Origin of the sequence: Brevibacterium sp. RIT 803, from assembly GCF_016892625.1 — a bacterium.
Taxonomy (GTDB): domain Bacteria; phylum Actinomycetota; class Actinomycetes; order Actinomycetales; family Brevibacteriaceae; genus Brevibacterium.
Genome location: NZ_JAFEMW010000003.1, coordinates 229,984 through 249,999, shown reverse-complemented (window position 1 = coordinate 249,999; position 20,016 = coordinate 229,984). Strand labels below are relative to the sequence as shown.

The 20,016-nt window shown below is 63.8% G+C and carries 19 protein-coding genes and 1 riboswitch; of the genes, 10 read left to right on the top strand and 9 right to left on the bottom strand.

From position 1 onward, the window contains the following. Window position 1 precedes the first annotated feature (1 nt). Complete coding sequence (locus JTF07_RS11540; RefSeq protein WP_204234413.1) at window positions 2-511, bottom strand: hypothetical protein; 510 nt, start codon at window positions 509-511, stop codon at window positions 2-4. A 103-nt stretch (window positions 512-614) separates the two neighbouring features. Here JTF07_RS11540 and JTF07_RS11535 point away from each other — a divergent pair, with 103 nt between their 5' ends. Next, the gene (locus JTF07_RS11535; RefSeq protein WP_204234412.1) at window positions 615-2,489 is read left to right on the top strand and encodes an amidohydrolase; all 1,875 of its coding nucleotides are present in this window, start codon (window positions 615-617) and stop codon (window positions 2,487-2,489) included. Window positions 2,490-2,535: 46 nt separating this feature from the next. Next, window positions 2,536-3,849, top strand: coding sequence for an acyltransferase family protein (locus tag JTF07_RS11530; RefSeq protein ID WP_204234411.1), 1,314 nt, complete (start codon window positions 2,536-2,538; stop codon window positions 3,847-3,849). Between the two features lie 130 nt (window positions 3,850-3,979). Here JTF07_RS11530 and fabG read toward each other — a convergent pair whose 3' ends face one another. From fabG to JTF07_RS11515, 3 genes are read right to left on the bottom strand one after another with little or no spacing between them, the layout of a single operon-like run. Next, window positions 3,980-4,777, bottom strand: coding sequence for a 3-oxoacyl-ACP reductase FabG (gene fabG, locus JTF07_RS11525; protein WP_204234410.1), 798 nt, complete (start codon window positions 4,775-4,777; stop codon window positions 3,980-3,982). Window positions 4,778-4,828: 51 nt separating this feature from the next. Further along, window positions 4,829-5,992, bottom strand: coding sequence for an acyl-CoA dehydrogenase family protein (locus JTF07_RS11520; protein WP_204234409.1), 1,164 nt, complete (start codon window positions 5,990-5,992; stop codon window positions 4,829-4,831). Window positions 5,993-6,022: 30 nt separating this feature from the next. Further along, on the bottom strand, window positions 6,023-7,252 hold the full coding sequence (locus JTF07_RS11515; protein ID WP_204234408.1) for a CaiB/BaiF CoA transferase family protein: 1,230 nt from the start codon (window positions 7,250-7,252) through the stop codon (window positions 6,023-6,025). Window positions 7,253-7,414: 162 nt separating this feature from the next. Here JTF07_RS11515 and JTF07_RS11510 point away from each other — a divergent pair, with 162 nt between their 5' ends. After that, the gene (locus tag JTF07_RS11510) at window positions 7,415-8,320 is read left to right on the top strand and encodes a LysR substrate-binding domain-containing protein (RefSeq protein WP_204234407.1); all 906 of its coding nucleotides are present in this window, start codon (window positions 7,415-7,417) and stop codon (window positions 8,318-8,320) included. Between the two features lie 59 nt (window positions 8,321-8,379). Here the strand turns inward: JTF07_RS11510 and JTF07_RS11505 are convergent, their stop codons facing one another. Then, the gene (locus JTF07_RS11505; RefSeq protein ID WP_204234406.1) at window positions 8,380-9,216 is read right to left on the bottom strand and encodes a phosphotransferase family protein; all 837 of its coding nucleotides are present in this window, start codon (window positions 9,214-9,216) and stop codon (window positions 8,380-8,382) included. Beyond that, window positions 9,213-9,794 (bottom strand): TetR/AcrR family transcriptional regulator, encoded by a 582-nt coding sequence (locus tag JTF07_RS11500; protein ID WP_252199756.1) that lies wholly within the window; start codon window positions 9,792-9,794, stop codon window positions 9,213-9,215. Before JTF07_RS11500 ends, JTF07_RS11505 begins: the two co-directional genes overlap by 4 nt. Window positions 9,795-9,912: 118 nt before the next feature. Here JTF07_RS11500 and JTF07_RS11495 point away from each other — a divergent pair, with 118 nt between their 5' ends. After that, on the top strand, window positions 9,913-10,824 hold the full coding sequence (locus tag JTF07_RS11495) for an aldo/keto reductase (RefSeq protein WP_204234404.1): 912 nt from the start codon (window positions 9,913-9,915) through the stop codon (window positions 10,822-10,824). A gap of 23 nt (window positions 10,825-10,847) precedes the next feature. Here JTF07_RS11495 and JTF07_RS11490 read toward each other — a convergent pair whose 3' ends face one another. Continuing rightward, a complete protein-coding gene (locus tag JTF07_RS11490) occupies window positions 10,848-11,429 on the bottom strand; it encodes a DUF1990 family protein (RefSeq protein ID WP_204234403.1) in 582 nt (193 codons plus the stop codon). 120 nt (window positions 11,430-11,549) lie between these two features. On the opposite strand from JTF07_RS11490, the gene JTF07_RS11485 reads away from it, so the two are divergent. Continuing rightward, window positions 11,550-12,350 carry an SDR family oxidoreductase gene (locus tag JTF07_RS11485; RefSeq protein WP_204234402.1) on the top strand — a complete coding sequence of 267 codons (801 nt, stop codon included), beginning with the start codon at window positions 11,550-11,552 and terminating at the stop codon, window positions 12,348-12,350. 168 nt (window positions 12,351-12,518) lie between these two features. Here the strand turns inward: JTF07_RS11485 and JTF07_RS11480 are convergent, their stop codons facing one another. Then, entirely contained in the window at window positions 12,519-13,100 is a 582-nt protein-coding gene (locus JTF07_RS11480; protein WP_252199755.1) for a TetR/AcrR family transcriptional regulator, read from the bottom strand. A 233-nt stretch (window positions 13,101-13,333) separates the two neighbouring features. On the opposite strand from JTF07_RS11480, the gene JTF07_RS11475 reads away from it, so the two are divergent. Genes JTF07_RS11475 through JTF07_RS11455 form a run of 5 tightly spaced genes read left to right on the top strand, consistent with a single transcriptional unit; the run spans window position 13,334 to window position 19,472 of the window. Then, window positions 13,334-15,067, top strand: coding sequence for a class I adenylate-forming enzyme family protein (locus JTF07_RS11475; protein WP_204234400.1), 1,734 nt, complete (start codon window positions 13,334-13,336; stop codon window positions 15,065-15,067). A 14-nt stretch (window positions 15,068-15,081) separates the two neighbouring features. Beyond that, window positions 15,082-15,861, top strand: coding sequence for an SDR family oxidoreductase (locus tag JTF07_RS11470; protein ID WP_204234399.1), 780 nt, complete (start codon window positions 15,082-15,084; stop codon window positions 15,859-15,861). Then, window positions 15,858-17,099, top strand: coding sequence for an acyl-CoA dehydrogenase family protein (locus JTF07_RS11465; RefSeq protein WP_204234398.1), 1,242 nt, complete (start codon window positions 15,858-15,860; stop codon window positions 17,097-17,099). Before JTF07_RS11470 ends, JTF07_RS11465 begins: the two co-directional genes overlap by 4 nt. Then, window positions 17,096-18,181 (top strand): phosphotransferase family protein, encoded by a 1,086-nt coding sequence (locus JTF07_RS11460; RefSeq protein WP_204234397.1) that lies wholly within the window; start codon window positions 17,096-17,098, stop codon window positions 18,179-18,181. The genes JTF07_RS11465 and JTF07_RS11460 overlap by 4 nt, the downstream gene beginning before the upstream one ends. Before the next feature lie 4 nt (window positions 18,182-18,185). Further along, window positions 18,186-19,472, top strand: a complete 1,287-nt coding sequence (locus JTF07_RS11455) for an MFS transporter (RefSeq protein WP_204234396.1) — start codon at window positions 18,186-18,188, stop codon at window positions 19,470-19,472. Between the two features lie 134 nt (window positions 19,473-19,606). Here JTF07_RS11455 and JTF07_RS20660 read toward each other — a convergent pair whose 3' ends face one another. Further along, a complete protein-coding gene (locus tag JTF07_RS20660) occupies window positions 19,607-19,729 on the bottom strand; it encodes a hypothetical protein (RefSeq protein WP_286672954.1) in 123 nt (40 codons plus the stop codon). Between the two features lie 124 nt (window positions 19,730-19,853). After that, window positions 19,854-19,975: riboswitch (glycine riboswitch) on the top strand. Window positions 19,976-20,016: the final 41 nt, after the last annotated feature.

Here is a 20,016-nt window from a genome sequence, read left to right as displayed (position 1 = left end):
GTCAGTGCAGGGAGTCTGAACTGCCTGCCGAGTCGGCACTGGCTGGTCGGATCGTGACCCAGCGGCGTACAGCGACGACGAGTGCGGCCGCGAGGCCGACGATGAGCAGACCGTCGGCGGCGATGTAGAACAGGTGCAGGCTCGACCCGCCGTCATCGACACCGGCGAGCACAGCATCGGTGCGTTTGTTGAGCAGGGGTCGGATCACGGCGACCTTGGCGATGAGGACGACCGTCACCGCACATGTCAGCTGCCGGTACCGGGCACCGACGGCCGACTTGAACACCGACCACAGCAGGATCACGGCGATGACGATCTCGACCCAGTTCATGGCGGTGAAGACCAGACGGCCGATGCCCAGCCCCAGCGGGATCGTGATGCCCGGCGCGGTGAACTTCAGCGGCGCCTCGATGAGGGAGATGCCGATGATGAGACCGAGCCAGATGGCAGGAAGAACGATGCGAGCACCCGCGGCGAGACGGGTGTCCTGAGAACTGAAGACAGTGGCCATGCCTCGGATTCTACTCCCGGTAGAAGAGCCGCGGTATCGGCGCGCAGAAACCACCTCGCGCCCCAGCCCGGAACGCGTGCACTTGCGCTCTAGACTGGTGCTCATGCGTCTGTTCTCCAATGCCGTCGTGCGAAGTTTTGCACCTGCCGCCCCTGATGACACCTCGGCGGTGGCACCCGACTCGATCCTCGTCGAGGGGGAGACGATCGTGGCCGTGGGCACCAGAGCCGAACTGCTCGACATCGCAGCCTCCGAGTCTTCGACTACGGCAGCGCTCGCCTCGGCGGGAGGAATCGGAGCCACAACGGTGATTCCGGGCCTCGAAATCGAAGAGATCGACTGCGCCGGCCAGGTCATCCTGCCCGGCCTCGTAGACGCGCACATGCACTCGATCCACTACGCGGACTCCCTGACCGACCTCGATCTCTCCGATGTCCGATCCTTGACCGAGGCGGTCGACGCCATCCGAGAACGCGCCAGCCAGATGCCGTTCGGCGAATGGGTGGTCGGTTCAGGGTGGGACATCAACAAGTGGGATGACCCGCGCTACCCCGATCGCGAACTCCTCGACCAAGCCGTGCCTGACCACCCGGTGGCGATGTGGTCGGTCGATCTCCACACCCTCTGGACGAATGCCCACGGCCTGGAGATCGCCGGCATCGATGATCTCACCGCGGACCCGTTCGGCGGAGAATTCGTGCGCGATGACGAGGGCTCGCTGACCGGGCTGGTCCGTGAGGATGCCACCGACCTGGTGGCCAGATTCATTCCCGAACCCTCCCGCGCAGAACAGGTCGAGCGACTCGATCGCACCCAGAAGCTGTTCCTCTCCCAAGGGCTGACCGGGATCCACGACTTCGACTCCATCGCCTCGACGCTGGGGTGGTACGACCTGCGCGAAGCCGACCGACAGCACATCCGTGTCACGAAGTACCTGCGCTCACCGGAGGTGCCCTGGGCCATCGAGACCGGATGGCACACAGGCGACGGCGATGACTGGCTGCGCCGAGGTGGCCTGAAGCTGTTCTCCGATGGAGCCCTGGGCTCGCACACCTGTCACATGTCCTCACCGTTTCCCGAGCCGCACGCTCACGCAGAGACTGTGACCCCCGGCGAGGCTGGAGACGAGGCAGGTGCCGAGCAGGAGTTCTACACCTACCCCGGCACTGTGCCCGAGGACGCCCTGAGCAGTGCACCAGAGGATGCCAACTATGGGATCGCTCAGATGTCAGAGGACGACCTGTTCGAGAACGCACGCCGTGCCACCGAGGCCGGTATCTCTGTTGCCATCCATGCCATCGGCGACCAGGCCAACCACCATGTGCTCAACGTCTTCGAACGTCTGCACCAGACCACGAAGGAGGCGCAGGAGCGCTTCGAACGCCCACTGCGCCATCGTGTCGAGCACGCCCAATTCATTCAGCCTGCCGATGTCGCCCGATTCGCCGAACTCGACGTCATCGCCTCCATGCAGCCTCGTCACTGCATCTCTGACCTGCACCTGCTTCACCTCATCGACGAATCCGCGCAACTTGCCGCCTACGCCTGGCCGGACCTGTTGGCCGCCGGGGCACACGTGGCCTTCGGCTCCGACGGGCCGGTGGAGCCCGCCAATCCCTTCGCAGCGATCTATGCGGCGATGACCAGGGCGAACATCTCCGGAGACGCGGCCACGAGTTTCCAGCCTCGACGTCGGCTCTCCGCCGCTGAGGCAATTCGGCAGCACACTCTGGGCCCGGCCTATGCAGCAGGACTCGACGATCGCCGAGGCTACCTGGCCCCGGGCATGGACGCCGACTTCATCGTCGTCGACACCGATCCGTATGTGGCAGAGGGGCTCAATCCCAACGCAGCCAACTCCGACGATGGCCTGCTCGGCTATGAATCCGAAGAAGCACTCTTCGCCCACGCCGAGGCGATCCGTGACACCACAGTCGCGCTGACAGTGGTCGGCGGCCAGGTGAAATACCGAGCCTGACCGCCACCTCCCTGAAGCCCCATCCTGCCGAAAAGGATCCTCACATATGCTTCGCTCGTTCATGGCTCGGGCTCGGAAGATCGATGCCGCCACCCCTGACTCCCGCAACCGAGAAGTCGACTTCCTCCGCGCGGCAGCGATCACCGTCGTCGTGCTGGGACATTGGACGATCATCGCGGTGAGCTCCACCGGAGGCATCGAGCCGCACGGCCTGCTAGATGAGGCTCGCTGGACGCACCCGCTGACCTGGGTGTTCCAAGTGATGCCGATCTTCTTCCTCGTCGGCGGCTATTCCAACGCTTTGTCCTGGCGTTCGGCGAGACGGAAGAACATCGGCTACGCCGAATGGCTGCGCGCCCGCCTGCGTCGCCTGGGGCTGCCCCTCATTCCGCTTCTGCTCGTCTGGCTGCTCACCTGCATCATCGCGTTGAGCTTCGGCGCCGAACCAGCTGCGGTGCAGCTGGCATCGCAGATGGCCCTGGTGCCCACCTGGTTCCTCGCCGCCTACCTGTTGGTCGCGATCGTCGCTCCGCCCTGCTTGGTGCTGTGGGAGAAATGGGGGTGGTGGTCGATCGTCCTCGGCATCGCCGCGGCAGGGATTATCGACGTCATCAGCATCACCACAGGGAGCATCCTGGCTGGCTACCCCAACTACCTGCTCGTGTGGGCCAGCTTCCACCAGTTCGGCTATGCGTGGCTCGACGGCAGGCTCTCGAGCCTGAAGCGCTGCCTGCTGCTCTTCGCCATCGGCGCCCTCGGGCTCGGACTCCTCGTCGGCTTCGGTCCGTACCCGGTCTCGATGATCACCGCCGGCACCGATGCGATCTCCAACTCAGCCCCGACGCGGGTGACCATGGCCTTCCTCGGAATGGCCCAGGCGGGAATCGTGCTCATGCTTCAGCGACCGCTGGCGGCGCTGCTGCGCAGCCCCGGACTGTGGATGCTCACCGTCCTTGTGAACCAGCGGATCATGACCTGGTTCCTCTGGCATCTCACCGCGCTGACGGGGCTGGCCCACGTGCTCCTCGCACTCGATGCCGAGGCACTGCTGCCCACCCCGCTGACCGGTGTGTGGTGGCTGACCCGCCCCCTGTGGTGCCTGGCGCTGCTCGCGATCACCGGTGTCCTCGTAGTGATCTTCGGCCGATTCGAATCTGCGCAGCCCGACGATCGCCCTGCTCCGCCGGTGTGGATGCCGATCCTCGCCGCGGCAGCGATCTGCGCGGGACTGGCGATCATGGCCGATGTGGGCATGGTCAATGCATCCGGGGTGACCTGGATCTGGCCGCTGCTGCCGCTGGTGGGCATGATCGTCTTCGGCGTGGTCAAACTCCCGCGTAGGCGCTCCTACCGAGACTGACCACGCAGACCCTCGCCGAGGCTGACCCCACAACAAGAAGACCCGACGTCCCCGCGGGGACGTCGGGTCACCTCGGCGAAGGTTCAGGCCGAATTCTTCCTCGAATAGGGACCGGGCGGCGTCGGCGAGATCAGATGTGGCGTCCGCCGGAGATCTCGGTGACCGTTCCGGTGAGGTAGCTGGACAGGCCGGAGGCGAGGAACAGCACCACTGAGGCAACCTCTTCAGGCTCTCCGGGACGGCCCAGCGGGATCTCGGCGAGCTTCGAATCGATCGCGTGCTGGGGCATGGCCGCGGTCATCGCGGTGTTGATGAAGCCGGGCTGGATCGCATTGATGCGGATGCCCTTGAACGCGACCTCCTTGGCCACGGCCTTGGTCATGCCGACGATGCCGGCCTTCGCCGCGGAGTAGTTCGACTGACCGAGCATGCCGACCTTGCCGCTGATGGAGGAGACGTTGACGATCGCCCCTCCGCGGTCCTGTTCGCGCATGAGCCCGGTGGCGACCTTGAGCCCGTTCCAGGTCCCGCGCAGGTGGACGGAGATGACGTCGTCGAACTCCTTCTCGGTCATCTTCCGGATCGTCGCGTCACGGGTGATGCCGGCATTGTTGACCCAGATATCGACGCCGCCGAAGGTCGTCGTTGCCGCATCGGCGAGATTCTGTGTGTTCTCCAGAGAGGCTACATTGCACACGACCCCGGCGGCAGAGTCGGATCCGCCGAGTTCGGTCACGGCCGACTGCAGGCTCTCTTCGTTCATGTCGCCGAGGACGACCTTGGCTCCGGAGTTGACGAGGCTGCGAGCCATGGCCAGTCCGAGTCCCTGGGCGCCGCCGGTGACCACGGCGACCTTGCCGGTGAGCAGGCCGGGGATCTCGGAGATGCCCTGGGCAGTGGAGTCGGTGGTGGCTGGTGCGTCGGTCATCAGGTTCTACTTTCTTTGCGTGTGGATGTGTCTTCTCAGCGTGGAGGCGAGTTACAGGTTGAACTGGGTTTTGTGGGCGCCCTTGAGCAGCTGCCGGGCAACGACGACGCGCTGGACTTCCGAGGTGCCCTCATAGATGCGGAACAGGCGAGCATGGCGGTAGAAGCGTTCGACGGCGGACTCACGCATGTAGCCCGTTCCGCCTTGGATCTGCACACCCTTGTCGGCGATGCGACCCAGAGCCTCTGAGGCGAAGAGCTTTGCAGAGCTGGGACCGAGCTTCCGGTCCTCATCGGCATCCCAGCGTTTCGCAGCGGCGAGTACGAGAGCCTTGGCGGCGGCGACCTCGGTGTAGATATCGGCGAGCATGGCCTGGACCAGTTGGAACCGGGCGATGGGCTCTCCACCCTGTTTCGCCTCGGCGGCATAGTTCACGGACTCATCGAGGATGCGGGTGGCCTGGCCGACGCAGATCGCGGCGATGTGCAGGCGGCCCTTGTTCAGCGAGGCCATCGCGGCGTAGAAGCCCTTCTCTTCCTCACCGCCGATGAGGTTGGCGGCGGGCACACGGACGTCGTCGAAGAAGATCTCCGAGGTCCAGGCGCCGGCCTGGCCCATCTTGTTGTCATGGGTTCCGACTGTGACGCCGGCCGTCTTCGTCGGGACGAGGAAGACGGAGATGCCCTTCGATCCCCGCGCGTTCGGATCGGTGCGGGCGAAGACCATGAGCACGTCGGAGGACTCGGCGTTGGTGATGAAGCGCTTGCTGCCGTTGATGACGTAGTCCTCGCCCTCGCGCACGGCTCTGGTGCGCATGCCCGAGGGATCGGATCCGGCCTCGGATTCGGTCAGAGCGAAGGAGGCGACGACATCGCCCGAGGTCAGCTGCGGCAGCCATTCGCTCTTCTGCTCGTCGGTGCCGTAGTTGACCAGGACCTGCCCGGCGATGCCGTTGTTCGTGCCGAAGACGGACCGGAACGCCGGTGTCGTATAGCCGAGCTCCATTGCCAACTGCGCATCCTGTTCGGCATTCATGCCCAGCCCGCCGTACTCCTCGGGCAGCGCCCAGCCGAAGAGCCCCAGGTCGGCGGATTCCCTGATGATCGACTCAGGGATGGCGTCGTCGGCCTCGATATCGAGCTCGATGGGGACGACCTTCTCGCGGACGAATTCGCGGACGATCGAGAGGACGTCATCCAGTTCCGAAGTATCCATTCTTCGCTCTCCTAGTGTGGTGAGGTGGGGCTAGAGGCTGTCGATCCAGGCGCGGACCTGATCGGAGTCGGCCCCGAGTTCCGGTGGTGCGAGGTCGTAGGAGACCTCGGACTTCGCCAGTCGGATCGGGTTGCGGATCGTGGGGATGATGCGCTCGCCTTGACCGGTCTCGACGATCGGGTCGAGGCCGAGGTCCCGGGCGCGCTCGACTCCCTGGGAGATCGAGTTGATCGGGGCGCAGGGCAGGCCCACGGCCGTGAGCTTCTCAAACCATTCCTGAGCCGTATGCTGCTGCAGGGCAACGAGTAATTCGGGTTCGAGCTCGTCACGATTGGCGTTGCGAGTCTTGGCCCTTGCGAAGCGTTCGTCTTCGGCCCAGTCCGGTCGCCCGAGGGCCGTGGCGAGGGTGGCGAACTGACCGTCGTTGGCCGCGGCGACGATGAGCTCGCCGTCCTTCGTGGCCATCGGCTGGTACGGGTAGAGGCTGGGGTGGGCGTTGCCCATGCGCGTCGGTGTCACACCTGCGGCGGCATAGGCTCCGGATTGGTTCGCCAGGCCCGACATCGCTGAGGACATGAGGTTGGTTTCGACCAGCTGACCCTCGCCGGTGAGGGTCTTGTGCTGGATTGCGGCCATGATCCCGATCGTCGTGTGCAGACCGGTGATGACGTCGAAGACCGCGACGCCGGCACGGTAAGGGGAACCGTCGGGACTGCCGGTGACGCTCATGAACCCGGACATGGCCTGGACGAGGAGATCGTAGCCGGGCAGCGCATTGTGGGCGCCGAAGCCGGTGACAGAGGCATAGATGACTTCAGCGTTGGCGTCCTTGACCGAGTTGTAGTCGAGGCCGTACTTCTTCAAGCCGCCCGGTTTGAAGTTCTCGACGACGATGTCGGCTTTGGCAGCGAGTTTCTGGGCGATTTCAAGGTCATCGGCATCGGAGAAGTCGAGCACGATGTCGAACTTGTTGCGATTGATCGACAGGTAGTAGGTGGCATCGTCATCGCGGACCGGTGGGCTCCAGTTCCTCGTGTCGTCACCGCCGGGGCTTTCGACCTTGATGACCGTGGCGCCGAGGTCGGCGAGCATCATCGTCGAATAGGGACCGGCGAGGACACGGGAGAAATCAACGACGACTTGCCCCGAGAGGGGACCGTTGCCAGCGCGTGGGAGGAAATCGGCGATGGACGCGGCCTGATCTCTCGCGGTCGTCCCGTGATCCGCTTGTGCCTGGCTCGTGGTTGTCTCGCCATTCATCGATGAACGCTCCCGGTGATTCTGCTCGACTCTGAGGCTCCTCAGAGTGTTTCACCCCACAATATAGCAATGTGAGCAATAATGAGAAGTGATTGTTATCAGTGATGGTATTTAAGCGAATGCGGGATCTGTGCGCGGACGTAGGTAGATGGAGAGTGGAACATGATGGAGATTCAGCAGGTGCGTGCCTTTCTCGCCGTCGCCGAGGAGCTGCACTTCGGCCGTGCCGCTGCGCGGCTGGGTGTGCTCCAGCCTCCGCTGAGTCGCACGATCCGTGCCCTCGAGGACGAGCTCGGGGTCTCCCTGTTTCAGCGCACGACTCGGAATGTGAGGCTCTCGCCGGAGGGTGAGGCGCTGATCGAACCTGCGAGAAGAATGCTCGAATACCAGAGTCTTGCCGTCGATTCCGTTCAGCGGGCGGCAGCGGGGGAGACCGGGCGCATCAGCTTCGGTTTCGCCAGGTCATCCTCGCGGGCTCTGGCGGCTGCCCTGGTGACAGCCTCGCGAGGGCGGAGTCCGGGCATCGTCTTCAGCCTCGAGTCCAACGTCTTCGCTGAGGAGGGCCTGGCCAGGCTGGTCGACGGAACCCTTGATCTCGCTTTGGTCAGATGGGACAAGCGGCCGCCCGGGGTGACGGGGCGGCCGGTCATGATCGAGCGTCTGTGCGCCGCCCTGCCCGAAGGCCATCGGCTGGCGCAACGTTCCTCTCTGCGCGTGGAAGAACTTGCTGACGAAGACTTCATCACCCTGCCTGCCCATCCCAGCTCGACGCTGCGAGAGAACACCTTACGGCTGTGCCACGATGCCGGCTTCACGCCTCGCCTGGCTCAGGCGGCGCCGGATTCGCAGACGATCGGCGCCCTTGTTGCAGCAGGACTGGGTATCTCGATCACCTTCGACTCGGTCTCGGCGAATACGCGTGAGGCGGGAACCGTGGCCGTGCCCCTCGACATCGAGCAGGATCCCTCGACTCTGTACCTGGCGCACCGGACCGACCATGGCAAATCGTCGCTGGAGGCGGTGCTCACCCTCGCGGAGGAGGTCTTGCCGACCGTCGTAACAGAGTGAGTGCCGCGCGGTGCCTTGATGCGCCTTGCCCTGGGCTCGGCGCCCCTCGTCGGACTGTGTCAGAGGGTCGCGTTCCACGCATCGAGCCTCTGACGCAGGATCCCTGAGGTCATCTCGGTCCGGCCGATGCCGAGGTAGTTGGGCAGCCAGGTCTCAACACGGTCGTGGGCTCGAGCCGCGGCTTGCACATCCCAGGCGTGGATATCACTGATTGTGCGTCCCCGCAGTTGTTCGTACTCCTCGAGGAAGAGTCCGGCAGCTTCGGGGGAGCCGAGGAGGACGAGATCCTGTCGGCACCATGCCAGATCGACTCCGCGCGGACCTCGGCGTGCACCCGACCAGTCGACGACTCCGGCGAGCCCGCCCGCCTCCCATAATGCATTACCGCACCAGAAGTCCGAGTGAGTGAGTACTGGATCGCGCATGTCCAGGCAATCCCATTCTCGCTGAGCACGGAGTCCAAGAGCAGAGTGTCCGTGCGGGGGCTCTGCAGGAGTGGGTCTCAGCCCGCTTCCGTCGAGTGCGTGGATCCGCACCAGTGCAGCCGCCATCTCCGTGGCGATCACTGCTGGTGGCAGCTCGCGGTAGGGTGCAGTGCCGGCGACCCGCGAGGTCACGATGACGGGATCGCGCAGTTCATCGCTGACTGCGATCAGTCGGGGAACCCAGCCACCCAGAGCTGATATCCGGTTGAGGATCTCAGCTTCCCTGACGGCCGAATCGTCATGTGCAGGGAAGCCGCGGACGACGTATTCTGTCTCTCCGTCGGTCGCTAGCAGGGTGGTTGCGTGCTGACCGCCTGTGAGGTAATCGACCAAGATCAGCTCGCGCCCGAGAAGGCGGGAGGCGCTGCGGACCAGCCTGACGGCATCTGCGCCGAGCGGAGCGCTTCTCATACTGTTGGGTTCTGCGGCTGGGAGTGTGCGGCTCCGGTCGCGAGTCCGTCGAGAAGCAGATCGAGGAGGCGTTCGCGCTGAGCGGGAGAGTCCCCGGCGACGGCGTGGCCAAGTTGGATTCCTATGAGCGAAGCCGTGACGTCCTTTGCGTCGACATCATTGCGAAGCACGCCGGCGCTGCTTCCTGCCGAGAGGAAGGCGGCGATTGTTTCAGTCACGCGTGAGCGCGTGTCCGGGGTGGCGATGGTGCCGGCGGCCCATCCTGAACGCAGCGTTTCGAACATTCCGTGCTTGAGCTCTACGAATTGGAAGTAACGTCCCGCCCAGATGTGCAGTGCTCTGTCGGCGGGGTAGTCCTCAAGGAGGCTCGGGGCGGCTGCGATGACCGCGTCCAACTCTGTCGCGTAGAGGGCATCAACGAGTGCCTCGCGGGTGGGGAAGTGGCGATAGAGGGTTCCGATGCCGACTCCTGCGGCCTGTGCGATGGCGTCCAGTGACGCACCGGCGTCCCCGTCTGAGTAGGCATCGCGAGCCGCGGCGAGGATTTTGCTGCGGTTGCGGAGTGCGTCGGCCCGCATGGGTGCTCCTGGGATTGGGTCGGATTCAGGATTCATAAACGGAGGACACTCCGGTAGCGTGGTGTCCACAAAGCGGAGGAACCTCCGCTCGCTGACGATTATCACATAGGAGGCTCTCATGAGCACCGCCGAAACGAGACGCGACGCAACGATCGAGCTCGCCGGTCTCACCATCTCCAAGGTCGGATACGGGACCATGCAGCTTGAGCGCCTCGGCGATGATCCGCAGGCAGCGATCGGGGTGGTTCGGCGAGCAGTCGACGAAGGGGTGGGGGTGATCGACACCGCTCATTTCTACGGTGACGGGTTCGTCAACGACATTCTGCGGCGAGCGCTGACGGGCGATGAAGAGATCGTGATGTCGACGAAAGTCGGGGCCGAATACGATCCGGCGGGTGCGATCCCGCTCCGTCCGGCGCAGAAGCCGCACCAGTTGCGAGCGGGTGTCGAAGATAATCTGCGAAGTCTCGGTGTCGAATACATCGATCTGCTCTTCCTGCGTCGTCTCGATGCGGGGCCCGGAATCACTGCGGAGGGTGACCAGCTGGTCGCATTGGACGACCAGCTGGCGGAGCTGGAACAGCTGCGGGCTGAGGGCAAGATCGGTCACATCGGGCTCAGTGGCATCACCGGCGACTCCCTCGACGAGACAGTTCTCGGGGTGACCGCTGCCGTGCAGAACAACTTCAGCCTCGTCGATCGCAGCGACGAACCGACTCTCCGTGCGTGTGCCGACAACGGGGTGGTGTGGATGCCGTTCTTCCCTCTGGGAGGAGCGCAGCCGGGTATCGCGAAGGTCGGTTCGCATCCTGTCGTTCGTGACATGGCGGCAACATTGGGCATCACACCGGCGCAGCTCGGCTTGGCGTGGCTGCTGCACCATGCGGCGAATACCGTACTGGTTCCCGGCACCACTTCCATTGCTCACCTGAGGGAGAACCTCGCTGTCAGTGCGATCGAACTCTCCGCCGAGGTCATGGATCAGCTCGACCAGCTCGACTGGCCCGGCAAGCTCGACCAACTTGACTAGCCCGGCAAGCTCGACCAACTTGACTAGACCGAGTGGCGAGTGCCGGTCCGGGTGGCTGCCCCGACCGCCTCGGCGACAGGGGTCATAGCGGATTGAGCGGCAGGTTGACGGTCGGTCCCGCGCACACTTGCCTGCTGCAGCATCCGCTTCAGGCCAGCGGCGTATCGCCGGGCCATCATCCGCTGCGCTGCGAGGGACATCGGCGCGGCGGCTTTCAGCAGCGAGTGTCCGGGAACGGATTCCGAGGTGATGGAGACACCGAGGCGACAGTCCGAACTGATGGACACGAGGAACGTCTGCTCCCCGGACTCGAGGTGCCCAGGGAGAGTGCGATAAACGAAACCCGCTGCAGATTCTGCGTCGATGACCTCGATGACTTCGCAGGATCCGACCGGAACTGTGAGCTCGCGTCCGCGCAGACGCGGTGCAGGCAGCGGCCAAGTCGGATTGAGCCAGAGATTCACGACCTGACCGACATGAACACGACGGACTGGACGCGCGATGACACCGGCAGACTCCTGCAGCTTCCATGTCAGGATCGCCTCTCTTGCCATCGGGAACAGCTCGGCCGGGCCCAGGTCGAGTGTCTGCTTCAATCGGTTCATCCGTCATCTCCTGGTGCTGCCGACCAACTCGTCCTTGTGATTGTCGGTCGCTCCTGCCTACGATACAAACACAGCACTGAGCGAACGCTCGGTTAACTCGACGGACGATGGAGTTCACGCATGACAGAACACGCCAGCACCCAAGACCAGACTCACCTCGGCGCGCGATTCGCCGGTCAGGTCGCACTCATCACCGGTGCCAGTCGTGGAATCGGACTCGGCATCGCCAAGCGGCTGCAGGCCGAAGGCGCCACCGTCATCCTCACCGCCCGCAAACCCGAGGCCCTCGCCGAGGCGGTCGCGCAGTTCCCCGAAGGCACTGCCCTGGCCATCGCCGGGAAGTCCGATGACCCCAAGCACCGCGCGGAGGTCTACGACACGATCGCGGAGAAGTTCGGTCGACTCGATGTGCTGGTCACGAACGTGGGCATCAACCCGGTCTACGGTCCGCTCATCGACCTTGACCTCGATGCCGCTCGCAAGATCCTCGACGTCAACGTCATCGGCACGCTCGCCTGGGTGCAGGAGGCAGTCCATCACGAGAAGCTGGGCTTCCGTGAGAACAAGGGGCGGGTCGTGAGCATCTCCTCCGTCGCTGGGGACCGGCCGAGCCCGGGTATCTCCTTCTACGGCATCTCGAAGGCAGCGGTCTCACATCTGACTCGATCACTGGCCGTCGAGCTCGGCCCCGACATCAGGGTCAACGCCGTTGCCCCAGCCGTGGTGAAGACGAACTTCGCCACCGCACTCTATGAAGGCAGGGAAGAGGAAGTCTCCTCTGCCTACCCGGCCAAGCGTCTCGGAACTCCCGAGGACATCGCCGCTGCCGTGGCCTACCTGGCGTCCTCGGATGCCGACTGGATCACCGCCCAGGTGCTCACCGCCGATGGGGGAGTCATCACCGCCGGCGGCAACGCCTGATTCTCCCCGTTCGCTGAGGAGAATCGGCCCCTCTGGCTGAATTGTCTGTGGAGGAATGGTCGCACAAACCGTGTTCGAACGACCATTCCTCCACATCAATTGCCGTTACTCCGCAGGAATAACCGTTACTCCGCGACAGGAAGCCGTTACTCCGCCGCAAGAAGGTGTTCAGCGCGGATGGTCTGAGGCGAGCTGTCCTGCCGCATGGCGGCAGATTCTGCCATACCGCTCGGCCACTCCGGCCGGATCGAGCTCGCCGCCTGGGCGGTACCACTGGGATACACCGGTGCAGATCGTGGTGATGGCGCGGGAAGCATCCCGCGGGAATTCTGTCGCGAAGCTGCCGTCGGAGACGCATTCGGCGACCACGTCGTCGAGAAGCTGCTGTTGCCGGTCACGTGCGGCAATATGGGCCTCCCGCGATTCGCCCTGCAAGCTGCGGATCTCGCTGAACGCGATGAAGGCGATGTCCGACTGCTGGGCGTGGAAGAGCAGCAGGCATTCGATGAGTCGCTCGAAGCGGGCGAGGGGCTCCTGCGGGCCGTCGAACAAGGCCTCAATGCTGCGCGACCAGAGATCCACCATCGCCAGCCTGTCGATCTCCGCCAGGATCGCCTGTTTCGATTGATAGTGGTGATAGAGGCCGGGAACGGAGAGGCCGGCCGCATGAGCAAGCTGGCGAATGCTGGTTCCGTGGAAGCCGCCGTGAACGAAGTTCTCCAGCGCCGCCTGCAGGATCGGAGGAAGCAACGGCGTCTGATAATTTCTCCAACTGCCCACGAAAATTCCTTGTCTCAAGCGAACGGCGATGACTGCTTCCAGTCCTAATCTACGGGTACTCAGGGGCTGAGCGCTGACGCTCCCGCTGCGAAGCGCAGTCGACCCCTTGTGCCTTTTGGTTCCTGTGACCTAGGATACAGGCATTACCGAGCGAGCGCTCGGTCGGTCCAAGCGAAAGCCCCCAGACCAAGAATGGATGTTCGATGACGAATGAACGCCTGAACACCGCTGATACGGCCCCCGCCTCGTCGCACGTGTGGACACAGCTCTATCCTGCGGGTGTCGGCCTCGACCCGGATATCCGCGAGAAATCAGTGGCTCATGCCTGGAACGCCCGTGTGGACAGGAACCCTGGGCAGACTGCCATCGTCTATCAGCACCGCATCTTCACCACCGCGGATATCGATGGGGATGCAGAGGCCCTCGCAGCCGGATTCCTCGCCCGGGGCTTCGGGAAGTCCACGATCATCGGCATCTATCTGCAGAACGTTCCGCAGTTCGCGGTGGCACTGATGGCCGCGTGGAAGCTCGGTGTCGTCCCGCTCGTCCTCAACCCCATGTACCGGGGGCGAGAGCTGCGGGCGCTCATCGATGATTCCCAGGCAGCAGCTGTTGTCTGCGACGAAGGTGACCTCGAATCCCTCGTGCAGACCGTGGCCGACAGCTCCGTGAGGTGGGTGCTCACCACCACCGATGGCGAGTACTCGTCGGGGCGCACTGAAGAGGCGGCCGCCTCCAAGCCCACTCCTTCGGCACAGGCATCCGCTGGCAGCACTGGTGTCGACATCGACTCGTGGCAAACGTTTCTCGACGCGCACCGGGCAGGGTCGACGAGACACGAGGAGCTGCTGCCCGGTCTCGACGACCCGGCCCTGCTCACCTACACGTCCGGCACCACGGGACCGGCGAAGGGATCGGTGGCTACCCACCGGAATGTGATGAGCGTGGCAATGGGATACGGGCAGTGGCTCGGGCTGGGCGAGCGTGACGTGATGCTCGCCGTCGCACCGCTCTTCCACATCACGGGAGCAGTTGCCTGCGCCGCCACCTCACTGGTCTTCCCGATCACCCTTGCATTCACCGGTCGCGTCGATGCCGACAAGATCGTCACGGCCATTCGGGATTATGGAGTCACGGTGACCATAGGCTCGATCACCGTCTACAACGCTCTGCTCGAACACTCCACAGCCACCTCGGCGGACTTCGCCAGCATTCGCTTCCTCTACTCCGGCGGTGCACCTGTGCCGCCGGCCACGGTCGATCGGTTCCGGAAGAAGTTCGGACTCTATATCCACAACATCTACGGAATGACCGAAACCGCCTCGGCGGTCATCGGAGTCCCACCGAACACCGAGGCTCCCGTGGACCCGGCCACCGACACCCTGGCCATCGGAGTGCCCTTTCCCGGTCTGGAAGCCCGCGTCGTCGGCATCGCCGATCAGCAGGTCGTGACCGATGGCAGTGCCGGTGAACTCGAACTGCGCGGACCGCAGATCACTCCCGGCTACCTCAACAAGCCCGAGGCAAATGAGACCGCCTTCGACGAGGGGTGGTTTCGCACCGGCGATGTCGCCGTCATCGACGACGCCGGATGGATCTACCTGGTCGATCGAATCAAGGACCAGATCAACGCGTCTGGCTACAAGGTGTGGCCGCGAGAGGTCGAGGACGTCCTCTATGAACATCCTGCCGTGCTCGAGGCCGCTGTGGTCGGCGAGCCCGACGAGTACCGAGGTGAAACGGTCGTCGCCTTCGTGTCGCTGCGCATGGGCGAGACCACCACGGGTGACGATCTCATCGCCTTCACGAAGGAACGGCTCGCGGCATACAAATATCCGCGGACCGTTCACATCATCGGCGACCTGCCCAAGACACACACCGGAAAGATCCAACGCAGGCTGCTGCGCGGCCAGAGAGCGGCGGGGAACAGACCATGATGATAGGAGTGAACATGACTGAGCCAAATATCGGCCGTCGCTTCGAAGGCCAGATTGCCCTGGTGACCGGAGCCAGCCGTGGCATCGGACTCGGGATCGCCAAGCGGCTCCAAGCCGAGGGCGCAAAGGTGGTGATCACCGCGCGCAAACCCGAGGCTCTCGCCGAGGTGGTCGCGACCTTCCCCGAGGGCACCGCAGTCGGCATCGCCGGAAAATCCGACGACGCCGATCATCGTGCGGAAGTCTTCGACACCATCGCCTCCACGTACGGTCGCCTCGACGTTCTGGTCACGAACGTCGGGATCAACCCCGTCTACGGATCGATGATCGACCTCGACCTCGACGCAGCCCGCAAGGTCCTCGACGTCAACGTCCTGGGCACCCTCGCCTGGATCCAGAACGCCGTCCATCACGAAAGGCTGGGATTCCGGGAGAACAGGGCGCGGATCGTCAGCGTATCCTCCGTCACCGGTGAGGTGCCCAGCCCCGGCATCGGCCTCTACGGAATCTCCAAAGCCGCCGTCTCCCACCTGACCAGAACCCTGGCAGTCGAACTCGGGCCCGACATCCGCGTCAACGCCGTGGCCCCGGCCGTGGTCAAGACGAACTTCGCCACCGCCCTCTACGAAGGCAAGGAGAAGGAAGTCGCCGACGCCTACCCGCTCAAACGCCTCGGCACCCCGGACGACATCGCAGCAGCGGTGGCGTATCTCGCCTCCTCCGATGCCGACTGGATCACCGCCCAGGTGCTCACCGCCGATGGCGGACTCATCACCGCAGGAGGAACAGCATGACCGCATTGCCCACCGAAGTCGAGGAGCTGCGGCTCCGGACCAGGACCTTCATCCGTGAGGTCGTCATCCCCGCCGAGCCTCGGCCGGGAGTCTACCTTGATGAAGATGTGCGTCTGGATCTCCAGGCCAAAGCGAAGTCGGCCGGTGTCTTCGCTCCCCATGTAGCCAAGGAATGGGGCGGACAGGGCGTGCCGATCGAACACTGGTCGCCGATCTTCCAAGAGGCTGGATACTCGCCGATCGGACCCGCTGTCCTCAACTGCATGGCGCCCGACGAAGGCAATATGCACATGCTCGGACTCATCGCCACCGACGAGCAGAAGCAGCGCTACCTGGCACCGCTGGCCTCCGGTGATGCCCGCTCGTCCTTCGCGATGACCGAACCGCATCCCGGCACCGGGTCAGACCCAGCAGCATTGGCCACCACGGCAATCAGAGATGGCGAGGACTGGGTCATCAACGGTGACAAGCGCTTCATCTCCGGGGCCGAACTCTCGAGTTTCTTCATCGTCATGGCCGCCACAGATTCGAGTGCGTCCCAAGGTGAGGGAGTTTCAGGAAGAGGTCAGTCGGCGACGATGTTCCTCGTTGACCGGGACACTTCCGGCATCGAGGTGGGCCGGTCGATCCACACCGTCGACCGGACCATCGCAGGCGGTCACCCCTACGTCCACTTCACCGATGTGCGCGTACCCGAATCCGCAGTTCTCGGCGCGCCCGGACAGGGATTCGCCTACGCCCAGGTCCGTCTGGCACCGGCTCGACTCACGCACTGCATGCGGTGGTTGGGTCTGGCCCGCCGAGCCCTCGACACCGCGCTCGACCGGTGTGAGAACCGCGAGGTGTTCGGCGACATTCTGGCCCGACAGGGACTGGCCCAAGAGCTGATCGCCCAGTCGGTCATCGACATCGAAACCGCTGACGCCATGATCACAAAGACCGGGCTCGTCCTCGAAGGAGATCAGAAGCAGGCAGGCTCTCTGTCCTCGATCGCCAAGGTCTACTGTTCGGAAGCCGTCTATCGGGTCATCGACCGAGCCGTGCAGCTGTGCGGAGGCGACGGGGTTTCAGATGAACTTCCGCTCATCCAGTACCTCAATGAAGTCCGGCCCTTCCGCATCTACGACGGCGCCACCGAGACGCACAAGTTTGCGATCTCACGCCGCGCCTCGTCGAAGCGTCGGAAGGAAGTCGCCGCAGGCGAGCCACGTCGCGATGTCGTTGGTGGTACCCCTTGAGTGCAACTCTCGTCGATGTCGTCGACACCTTCGCTGAAGCCGCCGAACTCCCGGCACCGCCATTGCTCGTCACCGAGCCGCTCACGGAGTACTTCGACGCCTGCGGGATCGGCAGCGGCCGGCTGCAGTGGTCGAGGATCGGAGAGGGACAGTCGAATGTCACCTACCGGATTCGCCGAGGTGACGCTGATGTTGTCCTGCGACGTGGCCCCAGGCCGCCGATTCCGAAATCGACCCATGACATGGTGCGCGAGGCGAAGATTCAGATCGCGCTCGGTGCCCAGGGGGTCGATGTTCCACGGATCCTGCAGGTCTGTGAGGACGAGTCGGTTCTCGGGGTTCCGTTCTACATCATGGACTTCGTCGACGGCCTCGTCGTCACCGATGCACTCCCGGCGATCCTCAATGAGCGCAGCGACAGGCAGCGGTTCAGCGAGATCCTCGTCGATCAGTTGGCGTCTCTGCACAGCGTGGACGTGACCGTCCCCGATGTGGCGGCTCTCGGACGTCCGGACGGATACCTCAAGCGACAGGTGGCTCTGTTCTCCTCGCTGTGGGACCAGAACACGACACGCTCCCTGCCCGAAGTCGCCCGCATCGGTCAATGGCTGGAGGACAACCGACCGGAGACGCAGCGCCACTCGGTGGTCCACGGTGACTACCGGGCCGGCAACGCGATGATCAAGCCGGACCGGCCGATCGAAGTGGCCGCGATCCTCGACTGGGAGATGTCGACGCTGGGCGATCCTTTGGCGGACTTGGGGTACTTCACCGCGACCTACGCAGATCCCAAGTATCCGCAGACCATCATGGATCTCACGCCTGTGACCAGTCAGGACGGTTTCCTCGATCGCGCGCAGATGATGCAGAGGTACCAAGAACACACGGGCCTCGACCTCTCCGCGCTGCCCTGGTATCAGACCTTGGCGCTGTGGAAGGCAGCGATTTTCAGTGAAGCGATCTATACACGTTGGCTCTCGGGCGAAGCTCCGGCCGCTGGCGACTTCACCGGTTCACTCAAACAGGGTGTTCCACTGCTCCTCGAGTCCGCCTCGGCGATCTCGAAGAACCTTGAAAGGTAGAGAAATGACAGCACAAGCAGCAGCGGCAACGGCGCCTCTGCGTCTGAAGAGGCGTTCGGTCTTCGCCAGCACCATCGGCAATGTTCTGGAGTGGTACGAATGGAGCGCCTATGCGGTGTTCACTCCATTCATCGCCGCGGCCATGTTCAACAGTGATGACAAGGTGTCATCGGTCCTTGCCACGCTCGGCGTTTTCGCAGTCGGATTCCTGATGCGGCCCCTGGGTGGAATCGTGTTCGGCAGGATCGCTGACCGCAGAGGCCGGAAGTTCGTCCTCATCGTCACCATGCTCATCATGGCCGGAGGGTCATTCCTCATTGCGATCATGCCCGGGTACGGGCAGATCGGCATCTTCGCCTCGATCATGCTCCTTCTCGTTCGCGTGGCCCAGGGCTTTGCCCACGGAGGTGAATCGGCGACCGCGAACTCCTATATCGCGGAGATCGCTCCCGCGCATCGGCGCGGTTTCTGGGGCAGCATCGTCTTCGTCGCGATCTTCGGCGGATCCGTGCTGGCCTACACCATCGGCGGCATCATCACGAACGTCTTCTCCGAAGCAGCTGTCGGCGACTGGGCATGGAGGATCCCCTTCGCACTCGGTGGTCTGCTCGCACTGGTTGCCCTCTATATGCGCCGGGGCATGATTGAAAGCGACGTGTTCGAAGCCGAAGAAGCCGATACAGCTGCGGTCGTACCGCTCGATCGCCGACGAGTCGCCCGCGCCATCGTCCTCGTCGTCCTGATGACCTCCGGCATCACCGCGGCCCATTACACCTGGTCGTCCTACGCTTCGACATTGGCGATCACCGAACGCGGCATGGACGCGCAGACGGCCTACTGGGCCACGGTCGGCGCACAGATCATTGCGCTCATCTCCCTGCCATTCTGGGGAGCGCTCTCGGACAAGATCGGTCGTCGCCCGGTCATCATCGGCTTCGGTCTCCTCATGGTCGTCTTCCAGTTTCCGCTCATGGCCATGATCACCTCGGCGGGATGGACACTGTTCGTGGCCTCCTCTGTTGCCCTCCTCATCGTCGCGATGTCCGGTGCGCTGCTGTCCGCGGTGCTCTCGGAAGCATTCCCGACGAAGGTGAGGACCCAGGGCATCGGCTTCGCCTATTCGGTGTCCGTCGCAGTCTTCGGTGGCACGGCGCCCTATCTCAACGGGCTGTTCAATTCGCTCGATCTCAGTTGGCTCTCGAGCGGCTGGGTGATCCTGCTGTGCCTCGGTACGGTCATCGCCATGGTCCTGCTGCCGGAGACCAAGGGCAAGGACCTCGCAGAGATCTGATGCGGTTCTCCGCCGGCGGCAACGCCTGATTCTCCTCGTTCGCTGAGGAGAATCGGCCGCTCTGGCTGAACTGTCTGTGGAGGAATGGTCGCACAAACCGTGTTCGAACGACCATTCCTCCACATCAATTGCCGTTACTCCGCCACAGGTGGGCGTTCAGGGCGGATGGTCTCGCTGAAGGCGCTGAAGGCGCGGATCTCGCGGGTCTCGCTGAAGGCGCTGAACACGATGTTCGACTGCTGGTATTCGAGCCTCATCACGGTGTTTGTCCGCCGTGATCCCAGCCACTAGACTGAGCCCCATAAGTTCATAGCCACACCAGTCATAAGAGTTTAGCCACACCAGCAACACGCAAAACCACACAATTGAATACTGCCGTTAAGACATGACGTGGGAGAGCTGCTCAACTGTCGCAACCACCGGTTGCCCGAACAGTGCGAAGCAGCGCCGTAGGTGCAATTCCCTCCCCGGGAAACTCTCAGGCCCAGTACCACCGATTGCAGGCATATCTGAAGGACCGCCACTGCGCTTGCGCGGTGAACGT

Excerpts from the sequence above, each read along its gene's own strand:
- JTF07_RS20660 (WP_286672954.1), bottom strand. The coding sequence starts at position 19,729 with ATGAGGCTCGAATACCAGCAGTCGAACATCGTGTTCAGCGCCTTCAGC.
- JTF07_RS11510 (WP_204234407.1), top strand. The coding sequence starts at position 7,415 with ATGATGGAGATTCAGCAGGTGCGTGCCTTTCTCGCCGTCGCCGAGGAG.
- JTF07_RS11475 (WP_204234400.1), top strand. The coding sequence starts at position 13,334 with ATGACGAATGAACGCCTGAACACCGCTGATACGGCCCCCGCCTCGTCG.
- JTF07_RS11495 (WP_204234404.1), top strand. The coding sequence starts at position 9,913 with ATGAGCACCGCCGAAACGAGACGCGACGCAACGATCGAGCTCGCCGGT.
- JTF07_RS11535 (WP_204234412.1), top strand. The coding sequence starts at position 615 with ATGCGTCTGTTCTCCAATGCCGTCGTGCGAAGTTTTGCACCTGCCGCC.
- JTF07_RS11530 (WP_204234411.1), top strand. The coding sequence starts at position 2,536 with ATGCTTCGCTCGTTCATGGCTCGGGCTCGGAAGATCGATGCCGCCACC.
- JTF07_RS11455 (WP_204234396.1), top strand. The coding sequence starts at position 18,186 with ATGACAGCACAAGCAGCAGCGGCAACGGCGCCTCTGCGTCTGAAGAGG.
- fabG (WP_204234410.1), bottom strand. The coding sequence starts at position 4,777 with ATGACCGACGCACCAGCCACCACCGACTCCACTGCCCAGGGCATCTCC.
- JTF07_RS11500 (WP_252199756.1), bottom strand. The coding sequence starts at position 9,794 with ATGCGGGCCGACGCACTCCGCAACCGCAGCAAAATCCTCGCCGCGGCT.
- JTF07_RS11540 (WP_204234413.1), bottom strand. The coding sequence starts at position 511 with ATGGCCACTGTCTTCAGTTCTCAGGACACCCGTCTCGCCGCGGGTGCT.
- JTF07_RS11485 (WP_204234402.1), top strand. The coding sequence starts at position 11,550 with ATGACAGAACACGCCAGCACCCAAGACCAGACTCACCTCGGCGCGCGA.
- JTF07_RS11505 (WP_204234406.1), bottom strand. The coding sequence starts at position 9,216 with ATGAGAAGCGCTCCGCTCGGCGCAGATGCCGTCAGGCTGGTCCGCAGC.
- JTF07_RS11515 (WP_204234408.1), bottom strand. The coding sequence starts at position 7,252 with ATGAATGGCGAGACAACCACGAGCCAGGCACAAGCGGATCACGGGACG.
- JTF07_RS11520 (WP_204234409.1), bottom strand. The coding sequence starts at position 5,992 with ATGGATACTTCGGAACTGGATGACGTCCTCTCGATCGTCCGCGAATTC.
- JTF07_RS11470 (WP_204234399.1), top strand. The coding sequence starts at position 15,082 with ATGACTGAGCCAAATATCGGCCGTCGCTTCGAAGGCCAGATTGCCCTG.
- JTF07_RS11490 (WP_204234403.1), bottom strand. The coding sequence starts at position 11,429 with ATGAACCGATTGAAGCAGACACTCGACCTGGGCCCGGCCGAGCTGTTC.
- JTF07_RS11465 (WP_204234398.1), top strand. The coding sequence starts at position 15,858 with ATGACCGCATTGCCCACCGAAGTCGAGGAGCTGCGGCTCCGGACCAGG.